Genomic DNA, 19,178 nt, shown 5'->3' with positions numbered 1-19,178 from the left:
AGATGAAATCGTTCATCCATTAACTATCGGCATCTACGAAAGCAGATGCCGGCTCTATCCATTAGATATTATAATACGACTTCAATTAATTAAATTTCTACGACTTCATTGCCCTCAACATCAACCATTATAGGACCTGTAAAACCTGTCGGTGAAGGTGCAACACCGATAAACTTCTCAATCTCAACCTGACAAGTATTCGCACTCGGCGCTTGCGAGAGGCTTGAAGTGCCTACATCCATCGTTAACGTATTGGGATCGCCATAAGTATCTATTGAACCGATGGTTTCATCTAGCGGTGAATACCACGCGCCTTCAAAAATTCTCACAACTCCTTTAGGGAAATTATCATTAACATTGGCTCCTGCAAGCAATTGCCCTCGATCATTATAAACACGCACTAAATCCCCATGTTGAATGCCTCTCTCATCTGCATCTTCAGGGCTAATAAAGACCGGCTCTCTACCGGCAATGGCGTAACTTTCCCTCATCTTTGTCGCTTCACAACCTTGAGAGTGTAAGCGGTTATCAGGGTGCGCTGATTGCATCCAAAGCGGATATTGATCAGACTTAGGTCCTCCATGAGAGCGCTCTGCTTTCTCCATCCAAATGGGATGGCCCTTACAATCTTCATAGCCATAACTGGCAATGGTACGGCTATAAATCTCAATAAAGCCTGAAGGCGTCCCTAAGGCATTAACCTCTGGATCATCTCTAAAGTCGGCATGTCTCACCCATGGTTTACCCTCTGGGAATAACACATAACCTTTTTGCCAAAACTCTCTAAATGATGGCATATAAAAACCTTTGGGATAGTTTTCATTATAACAATCCATATAGAGCTTCTCGATCCACTGCATCTCATTTTTATCTTGGGTATATTCACGCTCTCGCCCTAAACGTTTACTAAACTCTCGCCAAATATCAAAGTCCGTCTTTGAATAGTAAAGTGGATCAATCAGTTTTTGCATTGCGATCACCCCACGATTACTATAAGTGCCATAAACATCTAAATCATTGCGCTCATAAGGAGTACATGCTGGCAATACAATATCGGCAAATCGGCAAGTTGCTGTCCAGTTATAATCAACAGCCACGACGGTTTCTAAATTTCGATAAGCTCGTTTCATCTTATTTCGATCTTGCTGGCGATGCCATTGGTTACAACCTGAAAAAATCGCCATTTTATAAGGAGCAAGCTTGATCGTATTTCCGTTATAATTGATCTCTTTACCAGGCTCTAATAGTGCATCAACAACTCTAGAAACCGGTATAAAGTTCGCATATCCTTTATAATCAGTATTGGGGTATTTAGGCTCTCTCCCAAAATCAAGATTCAAAGGAAAGGCCCCTGGCATTGAAGCCCCTGAAGAGGAGACTCCAACAGAACTATAATGGTGCGAATAACTAATCCCGCCACCTGGCAATCCAATTTGTCCGAGCATCGCGGCAATAATCGCTGCCATCCAATAAGGCTGCTCACCATGCTGCTGACGTTGCATGGACCAACCTAACATCATCTGCGTTCGATTGTTTGCCATATCCCGCGCTAATTGACGGATGACTTCTGCCGGTACACTAGAGATTGATTCTGCCCACTCTGGCGTTTTCTCAATCATATCTTCCGATTCGCCTTTTAGGTAAGGTAAAAACTCATCAAATCCTAAGGTATAAGTCTCTAAGAAGGCTTGATCATACAATTTTTCCTTCCAAAGAGTATGCGCTATACCAAACATCACAGCTAGATCCGTCATTGGGTTAACATAAAGATGCTCAGACTCTAAATAATTGGCGGTCATACTTTTTACCGGATCAATACAGATCACTCGAATATCCCCTTTTTTGACCTTTTCTTTAAGCTTTTCAAGATACGCATAAGCTTCATGAGTCTCTGTATTCCAGCCTACTTGCAGGTTCTTTACAAGATCACTGCCCCAGATCACAATCACTTTACTCTCTTGTAAAATAATATCCCACGAGGTTCCTTGCGAATAGACCTCTGTAGAGCCGAGGATATAAGGCATAATGACTTGCCCTGCACCCGTTGAGTAATCTCCTGCCGTTCCAACACTATTCCCATGCATCGCAATGGCTCTTAGCATATGGTTACCACAACTATGAACTTGTCCTACAGAGCGCCAACCAACGTTTCCTGTATGAAGCGCCCAAGGACCATAGGTTGTCTGGATTCGCTCTAACTCCTCATAAATTAAGTCTAAAGCTTCATCCCAGCTCACACGAATAAAACGATTATCGCCCCGTTCTGCAGTATTACTCTTTTCACGATTTTTATACCAATCAAGGCGTACTAAAGGATATCGTACCCTTGCTGGGCTATAAATGATGCCTGGAACAGCATCTAAAATACGTGTTGGATGCTGATCAAACTCAAAAGGCTCCACCTCAACTAAACGATTAGCCACAACTTTTGCTCTAAAAGCCCCCCAATGGGCGCCAGAGATACGCCAAGTTGCCAAGGTATCTAGATCGACATCTGTGGGCTTTTTACTGGTTAATAATGTTTGTGCCATCAGATTAGGCGCTAGCAAAGAGCTTCCTGCTAGTAACGAGGCCGTTTTTAAAAATCCTCGACGAGATTGATTATATTGATTGCTCATAATATCTATCCTTTCTCTCAAAGAAGTGATCATGCAGATAACAAGAGATCAAAGCGAAAGAGTTTTTATAAAACCCATTGTGCTTATAACGCTATCTCTTGAAGCTATCTTTTTAAACTTTCATCACTTCAATAAATTCTCATGCTTAAAATAGTCATCATTCTTTTAAGCTGTCTATGTATTACCGTTAGTTAATGACGGTTGCATCCCTAAAGAACTTTTACTTGAACCTTATTGATGATTTTCTACCGCATTTTTCTTCGCAAAATCCATGGAATGAAGCTGAAGGTATTTCAAGACAACCTTTGAGGTATCTTCATCCATATTGGTAAAACCCACCATTCCTGCAAATAAACCGGGCCAAGTATTGGTATCATAATGGGCGATATCAGGCTGAACGTGACAAGTACTACATCCTTGAGTGTAACTAGCATTAGCCACTTCCCAAATAGGCGCAACATCTGCCGTTAACCCACCAGATTTAACCCAAGCAGTCCCCGTAACCTTTTGCCATTCAAGCCCTGTTAATGGATCTTCCTTCACTTCAAGCACATTAAATGCTTCATTTTTAGCAACCTCTTTTTCTAAGATTGCACTAACTGTATTTAGGCTGTATTCACCATAAAGAACCCGGCCATAACCTTTATTTTTACGCCAGAGTGCATATTCGATCTTTTCTGCATCTCCTATCTTTTCAATCACCCTAACTTCAGTAGCGACTTCTAAAGAACCTATAGATTCACTTAAGGTTTCATCTAAATAAAGGGGCTGCGGCAAGACATTAAAATATTCTTGATCAACCGTGATCTTTTCACTATTTGCATTTGCCAGTAATTTATCAAGATCTTCATTACGAATACTCTCAACTACCGGCAATTGATGGGCGATTCCTTTATGACACTCGATACAGCTATTATTTCTTTGAGCTGCGCCTCGCATCTCCATCTCTGCCATAATATCCATCTTTTCAAAAGCCATATGCTCATAATCATGACAAGCTCGGCATTCTTTAGAGCCGTTAGCACTCATCCTTGCCCACTCTCTTTGTGCAAGTTCTAAGCGTTTATCAAGAAATTTTTCTCTTGTCCCAATATCTCCGGTTAGATGTGACCAAACCTCACGACTCGCTTGTACTTTTCGAGCAATTTTATCTGTAAAATTGTGTGGCACATGACAATCTGAGCAGTAAGCTCTTACCCCTGTTCTATTACGATAATGAACGGTCTGTTTTAATTCGGGGTAAACATTATCTGCCATAGTGTGACAGCTAGTACAAAACTCCTCTGAATTTGTATACTTCATCCCGGCATCAAACCCATTCCAAAATATAATGCCGGCAATAAAACCGCCGGTAACTAAAACCCCAAGACCAATTTTCATACTTGGTCTTAAAAAAAGATTATAAAGAGTGCGCTGAATGCGCTTTATTATTCCCATAATTGACATCCTTTTCGTACGAATGACTATGTCGTCTTAATCTGCTCGTTGTACGAACGACTTATATTGATTATTCACAACTATTTAAGATGGCGGGCCCCAAAACAGGATCTGCATAATCCAAGTTCCAAGACCGTAAGCACCAATCACGCAAAAAGCGAGAATGGGTAGAACAATGACCATCAATAAAATAAAGCGCCCCCAATCCCCACCTTTTGTTACGCTATCTCCTTGGTTGTGACGGCTTGCTAAATGATGTTTTTTCATAGATAGCTCCCTATTCCAAAGACCTCTCCTTCCATGAGAAAATATGGTGATCAGTATTAACAATTAAAAAACTTTGCTTTCTCACAGAAGAGGATCATAAAATTAAATTTTAATTTTTATTAATTATATTTTGTCAATACCTATCTTGAACTATAACAAAGATCGAACCTGAATAAGTTCAATACAGGTTATAGCCCTTCAATAATTGATATAAATCAACTATTACTCACACAAATGAAAATTTTATAATAACTATGAATGATTTAAAAAAAGTTACCGTAATAGGTGCCGGATGGCTAGGAATGCCACTTATCGCTTCACTTTTACAGCAAAACTATCAGGTGATAGCGACAAAACAATCCGCTGATGTTTTAGAGAAAACAACTAAAATCCTCACTCCTTTTGCTAAAAACTCTCAGCATCTTCAAGTGCAAGCTTTTTCACAAAACATATTAGAACGAGAAACTTCAGCAATAGATCTATTGAAGCCTCTTTTTTCAAACCGTAAGATTATTATTACAATTCCACCCTCTGGTTTTTTATCCCCTTTTAATTCAGAAAATCGTCACCAAAATGAGGATTCCTATGCGGCATTTATTCGTCAAATAGCGGATTTAGCGCAGTTGTATCAAGCACAAGAGATCATCTATACAAGCTCCTCTTCCGTCTATGGCGATAGTAGCGGTATTATCCATGAAGCACTACCGGCAATGCCGAAAACAAAGAGCGCTCAAGCTATTTTTAAGGCAGAAAAAGCCCTTCAAAATCGAGAAATTCCTATCACGATATTAAGGCTTGCCGGTTTAATTGGTCATGGTAGGCACCCTGTTTTCTCACTACAAGGACGCGATAATATCCGCTCTCCTTTTAATGCCATTAACTTACTACATATCCAAGATCTCATTGAAGCGATTACGGCTATTTTACGGCGCCCTAAAGCCCCTTGGGATAATCATATATATAATCTAGTAGCTCCAACTCATCCTAATCGAAAGAGTTATTATCAAACCTTAGCGAAACATCTAAATCTTGCACTACCTTTATTTGAACCACCAAAACCAGAGCTTAAACGTATTATTGATGGTGAAAAAATCACAGAAGAAGGCGACTTTAATTATCGAATTACGGATCTTGTTCATGCATCACTGGATAAAATCATTTAAAATAAATTTAATATTTTATGCTTTTATTGACAAATATGCCGGCTATTTTTTTATTCCTATAAAGTGAGGATTTTCCCACATGAATTACCTCAGCACGCTTCATATTAAAGATAGTTTTGTATTTATTGGGAGTATTCTGCTTAGTGTCTTAATAGCATCGCCTTTTATTGGCTTTCAAGGGGCGCTTACTTGGACCTCTTTTTCGGTACTTTGTACTTATTCTCTCTATAATGCAAAACCAGATCGCTCAAATCTTATCTATATTCTCTTTTGGATGCTTTTGATCTTAGCGAGTGCTTATATTGGGCGACTTTTTCATCTTAGCTGGAAGTTTTATCTCTATCTATATCTTATTAGCTACCTCTATTACTATTTCTTTGGTAAAGATCCTGTTTTTGATAGAGCTATTCGTTTTATCATCATTCTCTCAACTATTGGTACTGCAATGCCTGAGATTACCAAAGGCTTGCCTATTGGCGCCCTTATTGGAACCTTCTCAGCCTTAGTTGTTTGCCACTATATGTTGCGTAAAAATGTCGATCTTGATGCCTTTAAGCAAGGAGTCTTTACTTATGAGATATTTAAGCTGCATAAAAACTTAATATTACGAGCCTTAATTTATAGCTCTGGAATGTTTTTATGCCTACTTCTCCCCCGATATTTTGGTATTGAAAAAAACTATTGGGCCACAATTACATTTATCATGGTAATGCCGCCAAAAAGCTTAATCGTCTTTCATAATACCCTTATTCGGTTCATAGGAAGCGTTATCGCCGTAGGTGTTCTTTACCTTCTCTTTCAGGTTCCTGATCTATTGCCCGAGATCTCTTTTAGTAGCTATATGATTGTGCTATTTCTCTTTTTCTCTTTTATGCTGCCCTTATGTTTTGGCAAAAACTTTGGGATTACAACTTTTGGAGTTACTTGTTATAGCCTTATTCTCGTTGAACTATCAATGTATTGGAGTCATCCAGCGCTTGCGCTATTAGTTGATAGAGTATTAGAAACCATGATCGGCGGAATAATCGCAATTTTAACAAGTTATATTTTAAGAGTTTTACATAAAACTTAACTAAAACATCCCAACTTTAAAGCTGTTTAGACTTCAATATCTATCCAAGATCTCAGTGCCTCATTTAATAATCGCTCTCACAACCTCAAAGCCACTATCGAAATAAATGGTTGTATCTTCGGCTTAAAAAGGCCTATCTTGCAGCAGGATGAAGAGATACTCATCTTCATCTTGTGCCCGCGATTTATAGTGAAATCGATTCAAAAAAGTCTTATTTAAATGCCGGAGCATCAACTCTTAACAATAAGAAATATATTCTATAGTGATTTTCAAATAAAATCAGAAGTCGAAATTTATGAGTTAGTCATCCTCCAAAATAGGTTGATGAGCAGCTAGGTCGAATGCTTGCATGTTTTTTGAAATGACGTGCCAGCAGTTTTAAGCCTTTTCGGTTCGTATCGGAATTTATGCGTCATAGCTATATCTAAAATCCTGTGCTATCTGTTTAAGTCTGGTTTTAAAAGTCACGGAATCATATTACCGGCTAGTGAAGTAGGTTCAAAACAGGCTGATTGAAATGCCGGCACAAGGATTATGAGAAGTGCAAAAATTGTTCTACCCGGCACCATGCAAGCTTGTTTTAATTCACATTCTATTGACCGCCCTGCAGGCTAACTCGGTTCACTCACTCTCCTATTTTATTTTTAAAACAGCTTTTCTTAAACTAAATCGACTATATCTCTTAAAGAAAAGTCTATCTCCTTAATAATTTACCATTAAAAAAAGCCAGTACCCTTTAACGATACTGGCTTCAGTAAGATCACTCTTATTTAATGCGTCTTTTTCTACTCATTGGGATTAGAACCAAACTCATAATCTGAACGCATCTCATAATTTTGAATGAAGTAATGATGACTTGTATATTGGTCTACAATATCATTCATGATATTTTCTTTGGTATATCCCATAATATCGTACCCCTTACTTCCATCATCTAGATAAACTTCAGCACGGAAGTATTTTTGATCTTCTTGTGCAGATTCCTCATCTAAAAGGGTAAAGCTTGGTTTGAGATAATGTTTTGCCTTCACACGATACACAAAGTTAGCATTATCACCATGATCTACCTCTAAACGGATATCCCCATCTTCTTCAGTATTGATCACAACATCAAGCCCTTGCTTTTCTAATTCAGCTTTCACCTCTTCAAAAGCAGGTATTACCACATGATCCATGAATTTTAAAACATTATCACGGCGCGGATAGATCGTGACATTACGTAAACGTTTCTGCCAACCTCCTGAATCTCGCGTACTAGGTTGAACATACATACTCGCTTTACTACGAATATCTGTTTTTCCAAAGTCCATACGTAGTGCTTTTAATAACCCATAAATAGATACTAAAATGACCACACTAAAAGGGAGCGCCGTCATCGTTGAGGCTGCTTGTAATGTTCCAAGCCCCCCATTTAAAAGTAGGACAATCGCAATAACGCCAGTAATTGAGCCCCAGTAGATACGCTGCCATAAAGGAGTTACTTCAACCTCTTTTTTACTAGAGAGCATATCCATTACAAGCGCACCTGAGTCTGCACTCGTAATAAAGAAGACCGCGACCATTACAACTGCAAAAAAGGAGATGGCTCCGCGAATCCATTCTGCAGGAATAACCGATTGAATAGATTCTGCAACGGGGAAATGGCTAATAAATGCAAATAGCGCTTTTGAACTACCATCTGGTCCTAATAAGGTCTCTTTTAACTCTACAATGCCATCATTTGCAATAAGATCAATGGCTGAGTTACCAAAAGTTGTCATCCAGAAGAAGGTAAATCCTGCCGGAATTAAGAGTACACCGCCTACAAAGTTACGAATGGTTCGACCACGGGAAATTTTCGCAATAAACATTCCTACAAATGGCGACCAAGCAATCCACCAACCCCAATAAGCAATCGTCCAGCCACCTAACCAACTATCAATCTTCGATTTCTCAGTCGCTGATGCGGCAGCTTCATAACTATACATATTGAAAGTACTATCAAAGATGCCTGAGAAATATTGGCCAATATTTTGCATTAATGCTTGTAATAAGAAGAGAACTTTCCCTCCAAATAAGAAGACAAATAATACTAAAGCAAATGCTAAAACAAGATTGAGCTCTGAGAGAATCTTAATTCCCTTATCTAAGCCCATACTTACTGATAATGTCGCACAAGCCGTTGTGACAATGATTAAAATTATCTGTGTGGTAGATGCAACAGGAATAGATGGGAAGAGGACATTTAACCCTGTATTAATCTGCATTACCCCAAAGCCAAGCGTTGTTGCAACACCAAATACGGTACCAATAACTGCAAATGTATCAATTGCATCGCCCCAGCGTCCGTAAATACGATCCCCAATCATAGGATAGAGTGCCGAGCGCACAGCTAAAGGTAGGTTCATTCTAAAACTAAAATAAGCCAGAATTAATCCCACAACCCCATAAATTGCCCAAGCATGAATTCCCCAATGGAAAAAGGTGATATTCATCGCAGCTTTTGCCGCAGCAATGGTTTCAGGCTCACCAATAGGCGGCGCTAGATAATGGAGTAAAGGCTCAGCGACACCAAAGAACATGATTCCAATTCCCATCCCTGTTGAGAAGAGCATTGCAAACCAGCTTTTATCACTATAGGCCGCTTCTGAGTGATCTGGCCCTAATTTAATAGTTCCATATCGACTTAGTGCAATAAATATGAAAGCAATTAAAATTACACCAACTGCTAAAAGATAGTACCAACCAAGATTTTCCGTAATCCAACTTAAAACATCAGCAAAAAATTTAGGTGCATCGGGATGCAATATTGCAAGCGCAATAATTCCAAAAATAATGATATTTGCACTGATGAAGACGGGAAGATGAAGCGCAGAAAATAAGCCTTTTGTACTTTTTTCTTCGGCTTCTTTTTCTGGCAAATTCCCTTTAATGTTTGTTGCCACCATAAATAAACATCATCCTTCCTCTGCTAAAATCGCAAGAGATAATTTTGCTAGAAACCCCATGTTTCTAGTTCTTTTTATTTGTCATTTAAAAATATATCGAAAAATAGTACCACAATATCAATCATCTCTCATGTTTTTGGCGATAAAACCCCTTAATTTAGCGCATTTTTTACTCACTAATTATTCGCTTTCCCCTTTATTTCGAGCGAACATTTCAAATACTGCTCACCCCTTTGATAAATATTTTTCAATAAGGGGAAGCTATGCACTTTTAGGACGCTGAGAGCAATTAGCAACTTGTAGTTTTAATCCTGTTTTACAATTTATTTTCTGATTATTAACCTCCTACTTCCTAGAAGTTCTTACCAATCTATTAACTTGTAATCTTTATACAAACTCTTGACAGCGTTTATCCTTAAATTTCACTGCGAAGTCCTAAGGATTGAAGTGCTTGATGCTTCATTTCCTTTAATTGTCTAAGAAAGATATTCCTAAATATATAACTATTCCCCATTTGATAGACATTTAATAAAATTAATACCAAATGGTTTATCCATTAATTTTATTAATCAATCTCCAAGGCTTATGCTGATATCTAAATTTAATCCTATAAACCGCCATTATCTTCACCACACCATAAAAAAAGCTCCCTTAATAGGGAGCTTTGAAGATTATCGATATAATAATAGTTTAAGATAGAACTATTTAGGGACAATATAATTAACGATTAAACTGCTTGTGCCCAATATCACTACGGAAGAAAGTGTGCGGCACTGCTAATTGTTTCATATTGGCATAGGCTTTGTCATAAGCTGTTTTAAAATCATCGGCAATAGCGACATTTAACAAAATTCGTCCACCATCACTAACTAAAGAGTTCCCCTGATCTTTAACGCCGGCATAGAAGATTAACTCATCTTCATCATTAAATGTTGGTGTATTAAGGGGATAGCCTGTTTGCGGAGAATCAGGATAACCTTCAGAGGCTAACACCACACCAATTGCAAATTTTTTCGACCACTTGATTACTGGTAATGCTTTATTGGTTAAAAAGTTATAGATAATCTCGATAAAATCTGTCTCTAAAAGCGGCAGAATAATTTGCGCTTCCGGATCACCAAATCGGGCATTAAACTCAATAACCTTAAATCCATCTTTCGTTAAGAAGAGCCCACCATAAAGAAATCCGGTATAAGGCATCCCCTCTTGTGTTAAGCCATCCACAATCGGTTGCATGATCGTTGTAACAGCCGTTTGTACCTCTTCACTTTGCGCATCAAAAATAGGGGCATAAGCACCCATTCCACCAGTATTAGGTCCTTCATCATTATCATAAGCTCGTTTATGATCTTGCGCCATTACCATTGGAATCACAACGCCTTGATGCACAAAACACATTAAAGAGAACTCTTCACCAACAAGCATCTCTTCGACTAATATACAAGCGCCCGCTTCCCCAAACTTGTTGCCCTCAAGCATGTCATCAACCGTTGCAAAAGCTTCTTCCATAGTTTCAGGAATTACAACGCCTTTTCCAGCTGCTAAACCATCTGCTTTAATAACAATAGGAAGCCCAATCTCTTTAATATAATCTTTTGCTTTTTGGCTGACTGTAAAGCTCTCTGAATGCGCAGTAGGTGCGTTATATTTCACCATCATCTGTTTAGAAAAATCTTTACTACCTTCAATTTGCGCAGCAGCCTTATCAGGTCCCCAAACTAAAAGATTTCGCTTTTTAAACTCATCTGCAACCCCTGCAACTAAGCTCGCTTCAGGCCCGATAATAGTTAACTCAATACCTTCCCGCTCTGCAAAATCTGCAAGCGCAATAGGGTCTGTTTCTGAAATGCCAACTAATGTCGCATCATTTTTCATTCCGGCATTTCCTGGAGCCACAAATACTTCAGAAACTAACGAACTTTTACGACTCTTCCACGCAAGCGCATGCTCACGCCCACCTTTACCAACAATTAAAACTTTCATCTATAATCTCTTCCTGATTCGATCATGAGTTTGGGAGGTCTATCTACTGTGAAAATAATGACAAAATCTCTGTAGAATTGAGCCATGAAGTATAGCATAGAAATAGTCGTGATAAATCTCTATCGCTAGGAAAAACCTAGCATAAAACATCTTTTCAAAAAGAGAATTAAATATCCTAAATCCCTACCAAAAATTTTTTAGCTTTCCTACTTTGCAGGCTCAAAAAGCATCTGGCAACGAGGATGAAGCGGTGGCGGCGCGACGGGTGCGATATTACCCCTTGGTTTAGGCCCGTTAATGGCGACATCAGATTGATCTTTAATCCAGTTATCTAAATCTGCATTACACCCTGATTGCTTTGGAATGGGCGCTTGTGTCACGCAATCTTTAGCACCTTCTGGGCATGTTAATCGAACATGCAGATGATCATCATGACCAAACCAAGGACGAACTTTATATTGCCATGCGGCATTTTCATCGATACTACAAAGCTCTTTTTTAATCACAGGATTTATAAAGATCCGATCAACCTCAGGGAAAGAAGCGAGATCTTCAAAGAGATTAAAATATTCTCTACGCCAATTAGCATTAACCGTGCCTTTAGCCTTATCAACGACACTTGGAACCCCAAATCCTTCAATATAGCTAGATTTAAAAGCTTCGGGCGTAAACTCATAAAGCCAAATATCCACATCTAACCCATTTTGATGACTGGCATGCGCTGAGTTATGCATCCTTCCGCCACGAGGCTGACTCATATCACTGACTAAAAGTAATTGACCACGCTTTTCTCGCTCAATGCCCACCTTTTCTAGATACGTTAAGAGCTTAGGATGCCCAAAATGACGATTACGGCTTTGACGCACTAACTGATAACCCGGACCACTAAGCGCCATCTTCTCACCACCTAGTAAACAGCCATTAGCATAACTACCAATAACTTCCGATTGACCTTCTGTGGGTGTTTTAAAATCTTTATAAGAGTAAGTCTGTGCACTGCTCACGCCTAATAACGCACTTAAAACAATCGTTATGCCTAATACTTTTCCCATTGTGGCCTCTTTAATTCAAAATACATCGTTCAACCAAACATCTGGTTACTCAAATTTCGTTAAAATTATATCAATAAGATCCCCTTTAAGGTTAATTTTCCAACTATTTCACGATCCCTTAATGAGTATTATGAGCAATATGAGAGTTTTTTATTAAAAATAATCCTATCTTGTAAATCAAATTTTAAATAATTATATTCTTTTTAAAATCAATCAGTTCTCAGTACCCACAAGATAAAATTATTCTAAATAGCTGATTTCTACTTACTCTTATAAGGTTTAAGGCTTCGAATTTTTGTTAAATTTAAGGTAAGATGCTTTTTGTTATATTATTTTGTTAATTATAAAAGAGAGATTATCGATGCGTTTATTGATTGCTATAATATTTCCGTGGTTAGGTTTTTTCACAATCGGTCGCCCACTTGCTGGTATTATCTGTTTAATTCTTCAAATTACGCTTATCGGCTGGATTCCTGCAGCTATTTGGAGCGTGTACGCTCTATCGCAATATCATACCGACAAAAAGATCGATGCTTTTAGACGAGAGCAAACTCGTTAAAATAATTTAAAAAACTCAAAGCGCAAAATCAGATGATGTTTGCGCTTTTTCTTTTCATCGTTATAAAACTGCGATACGCTTAAAACTACTGATGCAATCATTAAAAGGAGCGGACGATGATTACCCACTTAGATCATCTTGTCTTAACAACCATCAATCTTGAAAAATGCCTCGATTTTTATCAACGAGTCTTAAAGATGCAAGTTATTATCTTTGGTGATCAACGTTATGCCCTACAATTTGGTGAACAAAAAATCAACATTCATCAATATGGCAAAGAGTTAGAACCCAAAGCGCACCTTCCTGTTCCTGGCGCTTTAGATTTATGCTTTATTACTAGTGAATCTTTGGATAAAGTGATCACACATATTAAATCTGAAGGGATGACCATTCTTGAGGGACCGGTCAATCGCACGGGAGCAATGGGAGCGATCTCCTCTATCTATCTTCGAGATCCTGATCTTAATCTCATAGAAATATCGCAATACATCGAGGAAAGCACTAATTAGCATCTCTACTTGTTATGGCATTTTCCGATGATTAATTTTGACTAATGCGATAAACACAGCGTTGCCCTTCCGATAAAAGATATTCTTCTCGCTCCACACGAACATCACTCCCTAAAACAGTGCGAAATATCTCCAATTCTGATCGGCAAAATTGCTGGCAAGCTTTTGCGGCAGCGCAGATAGGACAATGCTCTTCTATCAACAGATAATCATCTCCCTCTTTTTCTAAATGCGCCATATACCCCTCATCATACCGAAGCTCAACGAGTTTTTTTAATCTCGCTAATAAAGTGGGAGCTTTGCAATAAGTTTGGTAACGATCTAAGGTTTTCATCTCCCTTGCTGCAATTAGCTGATCTAAGCCACTATCTCCAAAAATATCTTTCACAGAGTGAATCAGTTGTAGCGTCAATTCTGCATGACTATCTGGAAAATAACGATTCCCAGCTTCTGTCACAATCCACTCTTGCTTAGGTCTTCCTACTTGAATAGTTGAATCAATTTCCCCTTCAATTAGCCCCATTTGTACTAATTTTTGAACATGTAGGCGCGCAGCTTCACCGCTAATTGTAAGGTGCTCCGCTATCTTTGAGGTGCCAATTGGCGCATATCGTTTTACACAAAAAAGCACTTTTTTTAACGCACTTGAAAGTGATTTATCCAAGTTTTTACTTGTTTTATTCATCATCTAGAGTATTATCCAATTCAATACTTGGATAATAACAGGAAACTCTCAAATGTCTAGCAAGCAGACACCTTTACAAACCCCCGCAATGATACAAAAAGCCTCTTGGGGGGCACTTTTTCAAAATGGTAATGCACTGCGCTCCTTTACACTTGTGGGCGGCGTTATTCTCTATGCGATCAATATGTATATTGTGACAACTATTTTACCGAATATCGTCAATGATATTGGGGGCTTAAATTATTTCTCTTGGAATACAACACTATTTATTGTCAGCTCAATTATTGGTTCTGCTTTAACAAGTAAAGCCGTGGCAATTCTCGGCGCTAGAAGTGCTTATCTATTTGCGTTAATCATCTTTCTAATTGGCTCTATTTGGTGTGCAATGGCCTTTTCGATGTGGTTTTTATTAATAGGTCGAGTGCTTCAAGGTCTTGGGGGCGGAATGTTATTTGCGCTTGGCTACATCCTTATTCGTATTGTTTTTGAACCTTATCTTTGGACTCGAGCCACAGCGCTTGTTTCTGGCATGTGGGGCATTGCCACCCTACTGGGACCTGCTATTGGAGGAATCTTTGCTCAAAGCGGTCATTGGCGCTGGGCCTTTTGGTCTTTAATTCCTTTTATCATCATTTTAGCACTTGTTGTCATACGAAAAATTAGTGGTAAATCTGCGCAAGAGGAGGTTACTAATCCCCCAATTCCTTTCCTTGCGTTAATATTACTAGTTCTCTCTGTCACCCTTATCTCGCTTTCAAGCTTAAAAGATACCTTACTTTGGACTGGCGGCTTTTTAAGCCTTGGAATACTCTTTTTAATCTTAATGATTATGATTGATAAGTCTGCCAAAAATCGCTTATTACCAACAGGGGCTTATAGCCTACGATCAACCTTAGGGAAAACCTATTTAGCGATTATTCTCTTAATGTTTGGCATGACAACGGAGATATTTGTTCCTTACTTTCTACAAATTATTCATCATATTAAACCATTAAGCGCGGGATATATCACCGCTATCATGGCTGCAGGCTGGACATTATCTTCCCTTCCTAGTAGCGCTCAAATCGGGAAATCTCGCCAACTACTAATGCGTCTTTCACCTATTATCATTACGCTCTCGCTTGCAACTTTAGCCCTAACAATGTCCTTAGATAGTGATGTATCAAGATTACTGATTGGCATTTATATTCTTGCGCTTTTAGGGATCGGATTTGGAATTGGGCTTGTTTGGCCACATCTTCTGAACTTAGTCTTTATCTCAGCGCCAAAGGGAGAAGAAGCTATCACTTCATCATCTGTCACTACCGTTCAGCTCTATGCCACAGCTTTAGCCGCAGCGCTAGTGGGCTTAGTCGCTAACCAAGCAGGAATGGTTACTATTGGCGGTATTGAAGGGGCAAAGCAAGCATCTAATTGGCTCTTTATGATCTTTACTCTCGCGCCTATCTTCGCAGCGATCTTTATCTACCAAATTGTAAAGTTACCGGCATTTAAAGAGTAAAGCGCATAACATTTGATATTGATCACTACAAAGTGATCAATATCAAATAATAGATAAAAAGGTGCAGATTGATACTATAGCTATTACACATTAAATTCCGATATAAACCGAAAAGGCTTAAAACTGCTGGCACGTAATTTCAAAAAACATGCAAGCATTCGACCCAGCTGCTCATCAACCTATTTTAGGAAGATGACTAACTAATAAATTTCGACCTCTGATTTTATTTGGAAATAACTATCTAGTAAAATCAGTTTAAAAGTGACTAAATCCGGTTGCCAGCGTATCGGTTATAAAAAGCGTAAGAATCGCTCTATCCGGCATCGTGCAAGCGCTGTTTAATATGTGCCTTTATGGGTTTATGTAAAATTGGAGAGAATATTGCATATCCTTTCTAAAATCCTGTACCAACTGTCTAAGACTATTTTGACCAAACCGCTAGCTCATAACCATCTAAATCTCTAAACTGGAAACGCCGGCCACCAGGAAATTCAATGATTTCACTGGTGATTGTTGCACCTGCTTCTTTGAGAGTTTGATAGGTTTCTTCTAAATTTTCACTATAAAGAATCACCAAGGCGCCGCCTTTAGAGGAGATCTCCTTTGTTTGATAAAAACCGCCCTTTAAGCTTCCAGAATTAAACTCACAATAATAGGGGCTATAATCAATAAATTGCCATCCTAATTGCTGGTAGAACTGCTTACTTCTCATCATATCTTGAACATTAAATTCAATATAATTAATACCAATGGCAACTTCGTTCATGACGCTTCCTATTTTTAATGATTAACGTGTTTCAATTTTACGGATTAAACTCTGTAAAGAAGTATAACCCGATGTTAAAAGTGCCGCTTCGTGATCTTTAATCATTACAAAGCTAGGAAATCCTCTTACCCCCAACAGGCTTCGGTAATGAAACTCCTCTATCGTTTTTTGTTTCATTTCAGCACTTTCAAAATGCTCTTTAAATTGCTTAAAATCTAACTGAAGCATCTCACAGATTCCTTGATAAAATATCGTCTCTTTAGGATCTTCATTCTCTAAATAAAATTTTTGTTGTACCGCAGCAAAAAACTGGGTTAACAATTTTTGATTATCATCTGGTAAAAGACTTTTAGCAGTCACCACCGCTCGGCAGCTAGGCTCTGTATCATAATTAAAATATTCCAGGTCTAAGAGCTTAAAGGCAAAAGGCTGCCCTGTTGTCTCTTCGATTTTTTGCCATTCATGACGTAAAAAGTCTTTAAATTGGGAATTCCACTGATCTCCACCGCCAGAACGCAGGCCACCTACGACAATTTCAAACCCAAGTGCATTGGCATCACAATACTCTTGTAATCCGGCAACAACTGGCGCAATGCCATAACACCAAGAGCACATCGGATCGCCTACATAAATAATTTTTTTATTCTGTAGTTTTACTACCTTTGTAACAGGCTCCTGACTTTCAGGAACTTCACAAATACCATCTTGACAATTTAGCTGACTCATCTTTATCTCCAATGACCAAATTCCATAAACAAAAGAGCTCGAAAAGCCCATCAATCTTGATCTACTTTTCGAGCTCACCTCTTATCATACGAAATCTAGCGCACTTTGTATTGATTTACGTAGCAGTTTTCACACGAGCAATTTTAAAACCGGTATATCCATAGATAATGGCAATAATCGGACTTAAGAAGCTAATAAATACAAAGGGGGCATACTCAATCGTAGCAACCCCTAAGGTCGTTGCCATAAAAGCACCACAAGTATTCCACGGGACTAAGGGAGATGTCATGGTTCCAGCATCTTCAATTGTTCTTGAAAGACACTTCATCTGTAAGCCTTGCTCTTCATAAGCTTTTACATACATTCTTCCAGGTAAAAGAATCGATAAATACTGATCACAAGCAATCACGTTAGCTGCAATAGAAGACCCCACAGTTGTGGCAATTAGACTACCCGTTGAACGCGCAAAACGTTGTAAACTACGAACAATAGTTGCTAAAACACCGCTTAATTCTAAAATACCACCAAGGCTCATTGCTAACATCACAAGCGCAACCGTAGGCATCATCGACTCAATACCGCCATTATTAAGGAGCTCATCAATAATGGCATTCCCAGTCTCTTTTTCAAATCCTGAGATCATCATGTCAAAAACAGACTTAAAGCTCTCACCTTGAACGGCAATCGCCACAATTCCGCCTAAAATAGCCCCAATGATTAAGCCCGGAATTGCCGGCACTTTCATCGCAATAAGCCCTAAAACGGTAATAGGAACCAAAATCAACCAAGGGGTGATTATAAAGATCTCATCCATTTTTGCTTGCAGATCTGCAATTTCAGCAACATTCTCGGCATTTCCCCCATAGAACATCCCTAAAATTAAAAATAAAATCACCGTTAAAACCCAGGAAGGAATCGTTGTGTAGAGCATATAACGAATATGTTCTAACAACTCAACACCTAAGATTCCTGAAGCCATATTAGTTGTTTCTGATAGCGGTGAGATTTTATCTCCAAAATAAGCACCCGAGATTACAGCGCCGGCAACCATTGCCGGGTTATAACCTAAGATTATACCAACGCCCATGACAGCTATACCAATGGTTCCGGCAGCCGCCCATGCATTTCCCGCAGTCAGCGCTACACCACTTGTAATCACAACGGCTAGCGGTAAAAACCACTGAGGCGATAAAATATCTAGTCCATAATAGATCATGGTCGGGACAATACCACTTGCCAGCCATGTGGCAATCAAGGTTCCTAGCACGATCAAAATTAAGAGTGCTTGAATGGATAAAGCGACTCCTGCGGTAATCCCCCTTTCAATCTCTTTCCATGAATATCCGAGGTAAACCGCCACAATTCCACTCACAATCGCACTTAGCAATACGGGAATTTGGGGCTCGCTCTCTAAAATAAAGATTCCTATAAATAAGAAAAATGCCATCGCAACGAGCGGAATCATCGCGATCTTCAAGCTTGGCATTTTTTTGGGTTTATCTATAAGCGCGACAATTCGATCAGTGTTATCTAACTCACTCATAACAACTCCTCCTGATAATTAATTTTTATTTATTATTAATATTTTTTTAATGATGTTTTTAATGTCACAATTTTTGGTGATATTAGTTTTTTAGGCACACCAATTTCTCCATATACGGAGCGTATGGGAAAACTAATATCCGTAAGTATTGCCATATACTCTATTGAATAGCAAGTAGATAAAATAATTATCCTTATTGTAAATATTTATTAACTGAAGCATTATCGGCAATTAGCCACCTATCATAAATAAGAGTTGAGATTTTAATGTCTCTTTGCTAGTTATAACTAATAGGTATAATCAAAAAAATAATTTATTACCTATCTTTAATACAGCCTTCAACGCTGGCTGCTCAATCTTGATACTCACA

Annotated in this window: 15 protein-coding genes; 5 read left to right on the top strand and 10 right to left on the bottom strand. The window is 38.6% G+C overall.

The features are described 5' to 3' along the window. Nucleotides 1-89: 89 nt before the first annotated feature. From torA to MMG00_RS04215, 3 genes are all read right to left on the bottom strand, one after another. Nucleotides 90-2,618 carry a trimethylamine-N-oxide reductase TorA gene (gene torA / locus MMG00_RS04225; protein WP_242151857.1) on the bottom strand — a complete coding sequence of 843 codons (2,529 nt, stop codon included), beginning with the start codon at nucleotides 2,616-2,618 and terminating at the stop codon, nucleotides 90-92. Nucleotides 2,619-2,849: 231 nt separating this feature from the next. Then, nucleotides 2,850-4,055, bottom strand: coding sequence for a pentaheme c-type cytochrome TorC (gene torC / locus MMG00_RS04220; RefSeq protein ID WP_242151853.1), 1,206 nt, complete (start codon nucleotides 4,053-4,055; stop codon nucleotides 2,850-2,852). Between the two features lie 84 nt (nucleotides 4,056-4,139). After that, the gene (locus MMG00_RS04215; RefSeq protein WP_242151851.1) at nucleotides 4,140-4,322 is read right to left on the bottom strand and encodes a TorE protein; all 183 of its coding nucleotides are present in this window, start codon (nucleotides 4,320-4,322) and stop codon (nucleotides 4,140-4,142) included. A gap of 254 nt (nucleotides 4,323-4,576) precedes the next feature. On the opposite strand from MMG00_RS04215, the gene MMG00_RS04210 reads away from it, so the two are divergent. Both MMG00_RS04210 and MMG00_RS04205 read left to right on the top strand, forming a co-directional pair. After that, the gene (locus MMG00_RS04210) at nucleotides 4,577-5,485 is read left to right on the top strand and encodes an NAD-dependent epimerase/dehydratase family protein (RefSeq protein ID WP_242151848.1); all 909 of its coding nucleotides are present in this window, start codon (nucleotides 4,577-4,579) and stop codon (nucleotides 5,483-5,485) included. A 79-nt stretch (nucleotides 5,486-5,564) separates the two neighbouring features. After that, the gene (locus tag MMG00_RS04205) at nucleotides 5,565-6,557 is read left to right on the top strand and encodes an FUSC family protein (protein ID WP_242151846.1); all 993 of its coding nucleotides are present in this window, start codon (nucleotides 5,565-5,567) and stop codon (nucleotides 6,555-6,557) included. Nucleotides 6,558-7,342: 785 nt separating this feature from the next. Here MMG00_RS04205 and MMG00_RS04200 read toward each other — a convergent pair. From MMG00_RS04200 to MMG00_RS04190, 3 genes are all read right to left on the bottom strand, one after another. Continuing rightward, nucleotides 7,343-9,484: a BCCT family transporter gene (locus MMG00_RS04200; protein ID WP_242151843.1), complete on the bottom strand. Its 2,142-nt coding sequence runs from the start codon at nucleotides 9,482-9,484 to the stop codon at nucleotides 7,343-7,345. 720 nt (nucleotides 9,485-10,204) lie between these two features. Next, nucleotides 10,205-11,467 carry a phosphoribosylamine--glycine ligase gene (gene purD / locus MMG00_RS04195; RefSeq protein WP_242151841.1) on the bottom strand — a complete coding sequence of 421 codons (1,263 nt, stop codon included), beginning with the start codon at nucleotides 11,465-11,467 and terminating at the stop codon, nucleotides 10,205-10,207. Nucleotides 11,468-11,673: 206 nt separating this feature from the next. Then, nucleotides 11,674-12,519, bottom strand: coding sequence for a penicillin-insensitive murein endopeptidase (locus MMG00_RS04190; protein ID WP_242151838.1), 846 nt, complete (start codon nucleotides 12,517-12,519; stop codon nucleotides 11,674-11,676). Between the two features lie 361 nt (nucleotides 12,520-12,880). On the opposite strand from MMG00_RS04190, the gene MMG00_RS04185 reads away from it, so the two are divergent. Continuing rightward, nucleotides 12,881-13,078 (top strand): YqaE/Pmp3 family membrane protein, encoded by a 198-nt coding sequence (locus MMG00_RS04185; protein WP_242151832.1) that lies wholly within the window; start codon nucleotides 12,881-12,883, stop codon nucleotides 13,076-13,078. Nucleotides 13,079-13,194: 116 nt separating this feature from the next. Continuing rightward, nucleotides 13,195-13,587, top strand: a complete 393-nt coding sequence (locus tag MMG00_RS04180; protein ID WP_242151830.1) for a VOC family protein — start codon at nucleotides 13,195-13,197, stop codon at nucleotides 13,585-13,587. 31 nt (nucleotides 13,588-13,618) lie between these two features. Here MMG00_RS04180 and MMG00_RS04175 read toward each other — a convergent pair whose 3' ends face one another. Then, the gene (locus tag MMG00_RS04175; RefSeq protein WP_270049354.1) at nucleotides 13,619-14,275 is read right to left on the bottom strand and encodes a helix-turn-helix transcriptional regulator; all 657 of its coding nucleotides are present in this window, start codon (nucleotides 14,273-14,275) and stop codon (nucleotides 13,619-13,621) included. Nucleotides 14,276-14,324: 49 nt separating this feature from the next. Here MMG00_RS04175 and MMG00_RS04170 point away from each other — a divergent pair, with 49 nt between their 5' ends. Then, a complete protein-coding gene (locus MMG00_RS04170; RefSeq protein WP_242151826.1) occupies nucleotides 14,325-15,773 on the top strand; it encodes an MFS transporter in 1,449 nt (482 codons plus the stop codon). 421 nt (nucleotides 15,774-16,194) lie between these two features. Here MMG00_RS04170 and MMG00_RS04165 read toward each other — a convergent pair whose 3' ends face one another. From MMG00_RS04165 to nhaC, 3 genes are all read right to left on the bottom strand, one after another. Continuing rightward, a complete protein-coding gene (locus MMG00_RS04165) occupies nucleotides 16,195-16,539 on the bottom strand; it encodes a VOC family protein (RefSeq protein WP_242151823.1) in 345 nt (114 codons plus the stop codon). Nucleotides 16,540-16,560: 21 nt separating this feature from the next. Further along, nucleotides 16,561-17,265, bottom strand: a complete 705-nt coding sequence (locus MMG00_RS04160) for a DsbA family protein (RefSeq protein WP_242151820.1) — start codon at nucleotides 17,263-17,265, stop codon at nucleotides 16,561-16,563. Nucleotides 17,266-17,380: 115 nt separating this feature from the next. After that, complete coding sequence (nhaC, locus tag MMG00_RS04155; RefSeq protein WP_242151817.1) at nucleotides 17,381-18,808, bottom strand: Na+/H+ antiporter NhaC; 1,428 nt, start codon at nucleotides 18,806-18,808, stop codon at nucleotides 17,381-17,383. Between the last annotated feature and the right edge of the window lie 370 nt (nucleotides 18,809-19,178).

The sequence above is a fragment of the Ignatzschineria rhizosphaerae genome (genome assembly GCF_022655595.1).
Classification (GTDB): Bacteria; Pseudomonadota; Gammaproteobacteria; order Cardiobacteriales; family Wohlfahrtiimonadaceae; genus Ignatzschineria; species Ignatzschineria rhizosphaerae.
The sequence above is the reverse complement of the archived record's forward strand: the minus strand, read 5'-3'. Positions and strand labels throughout refer to the sequence as shown.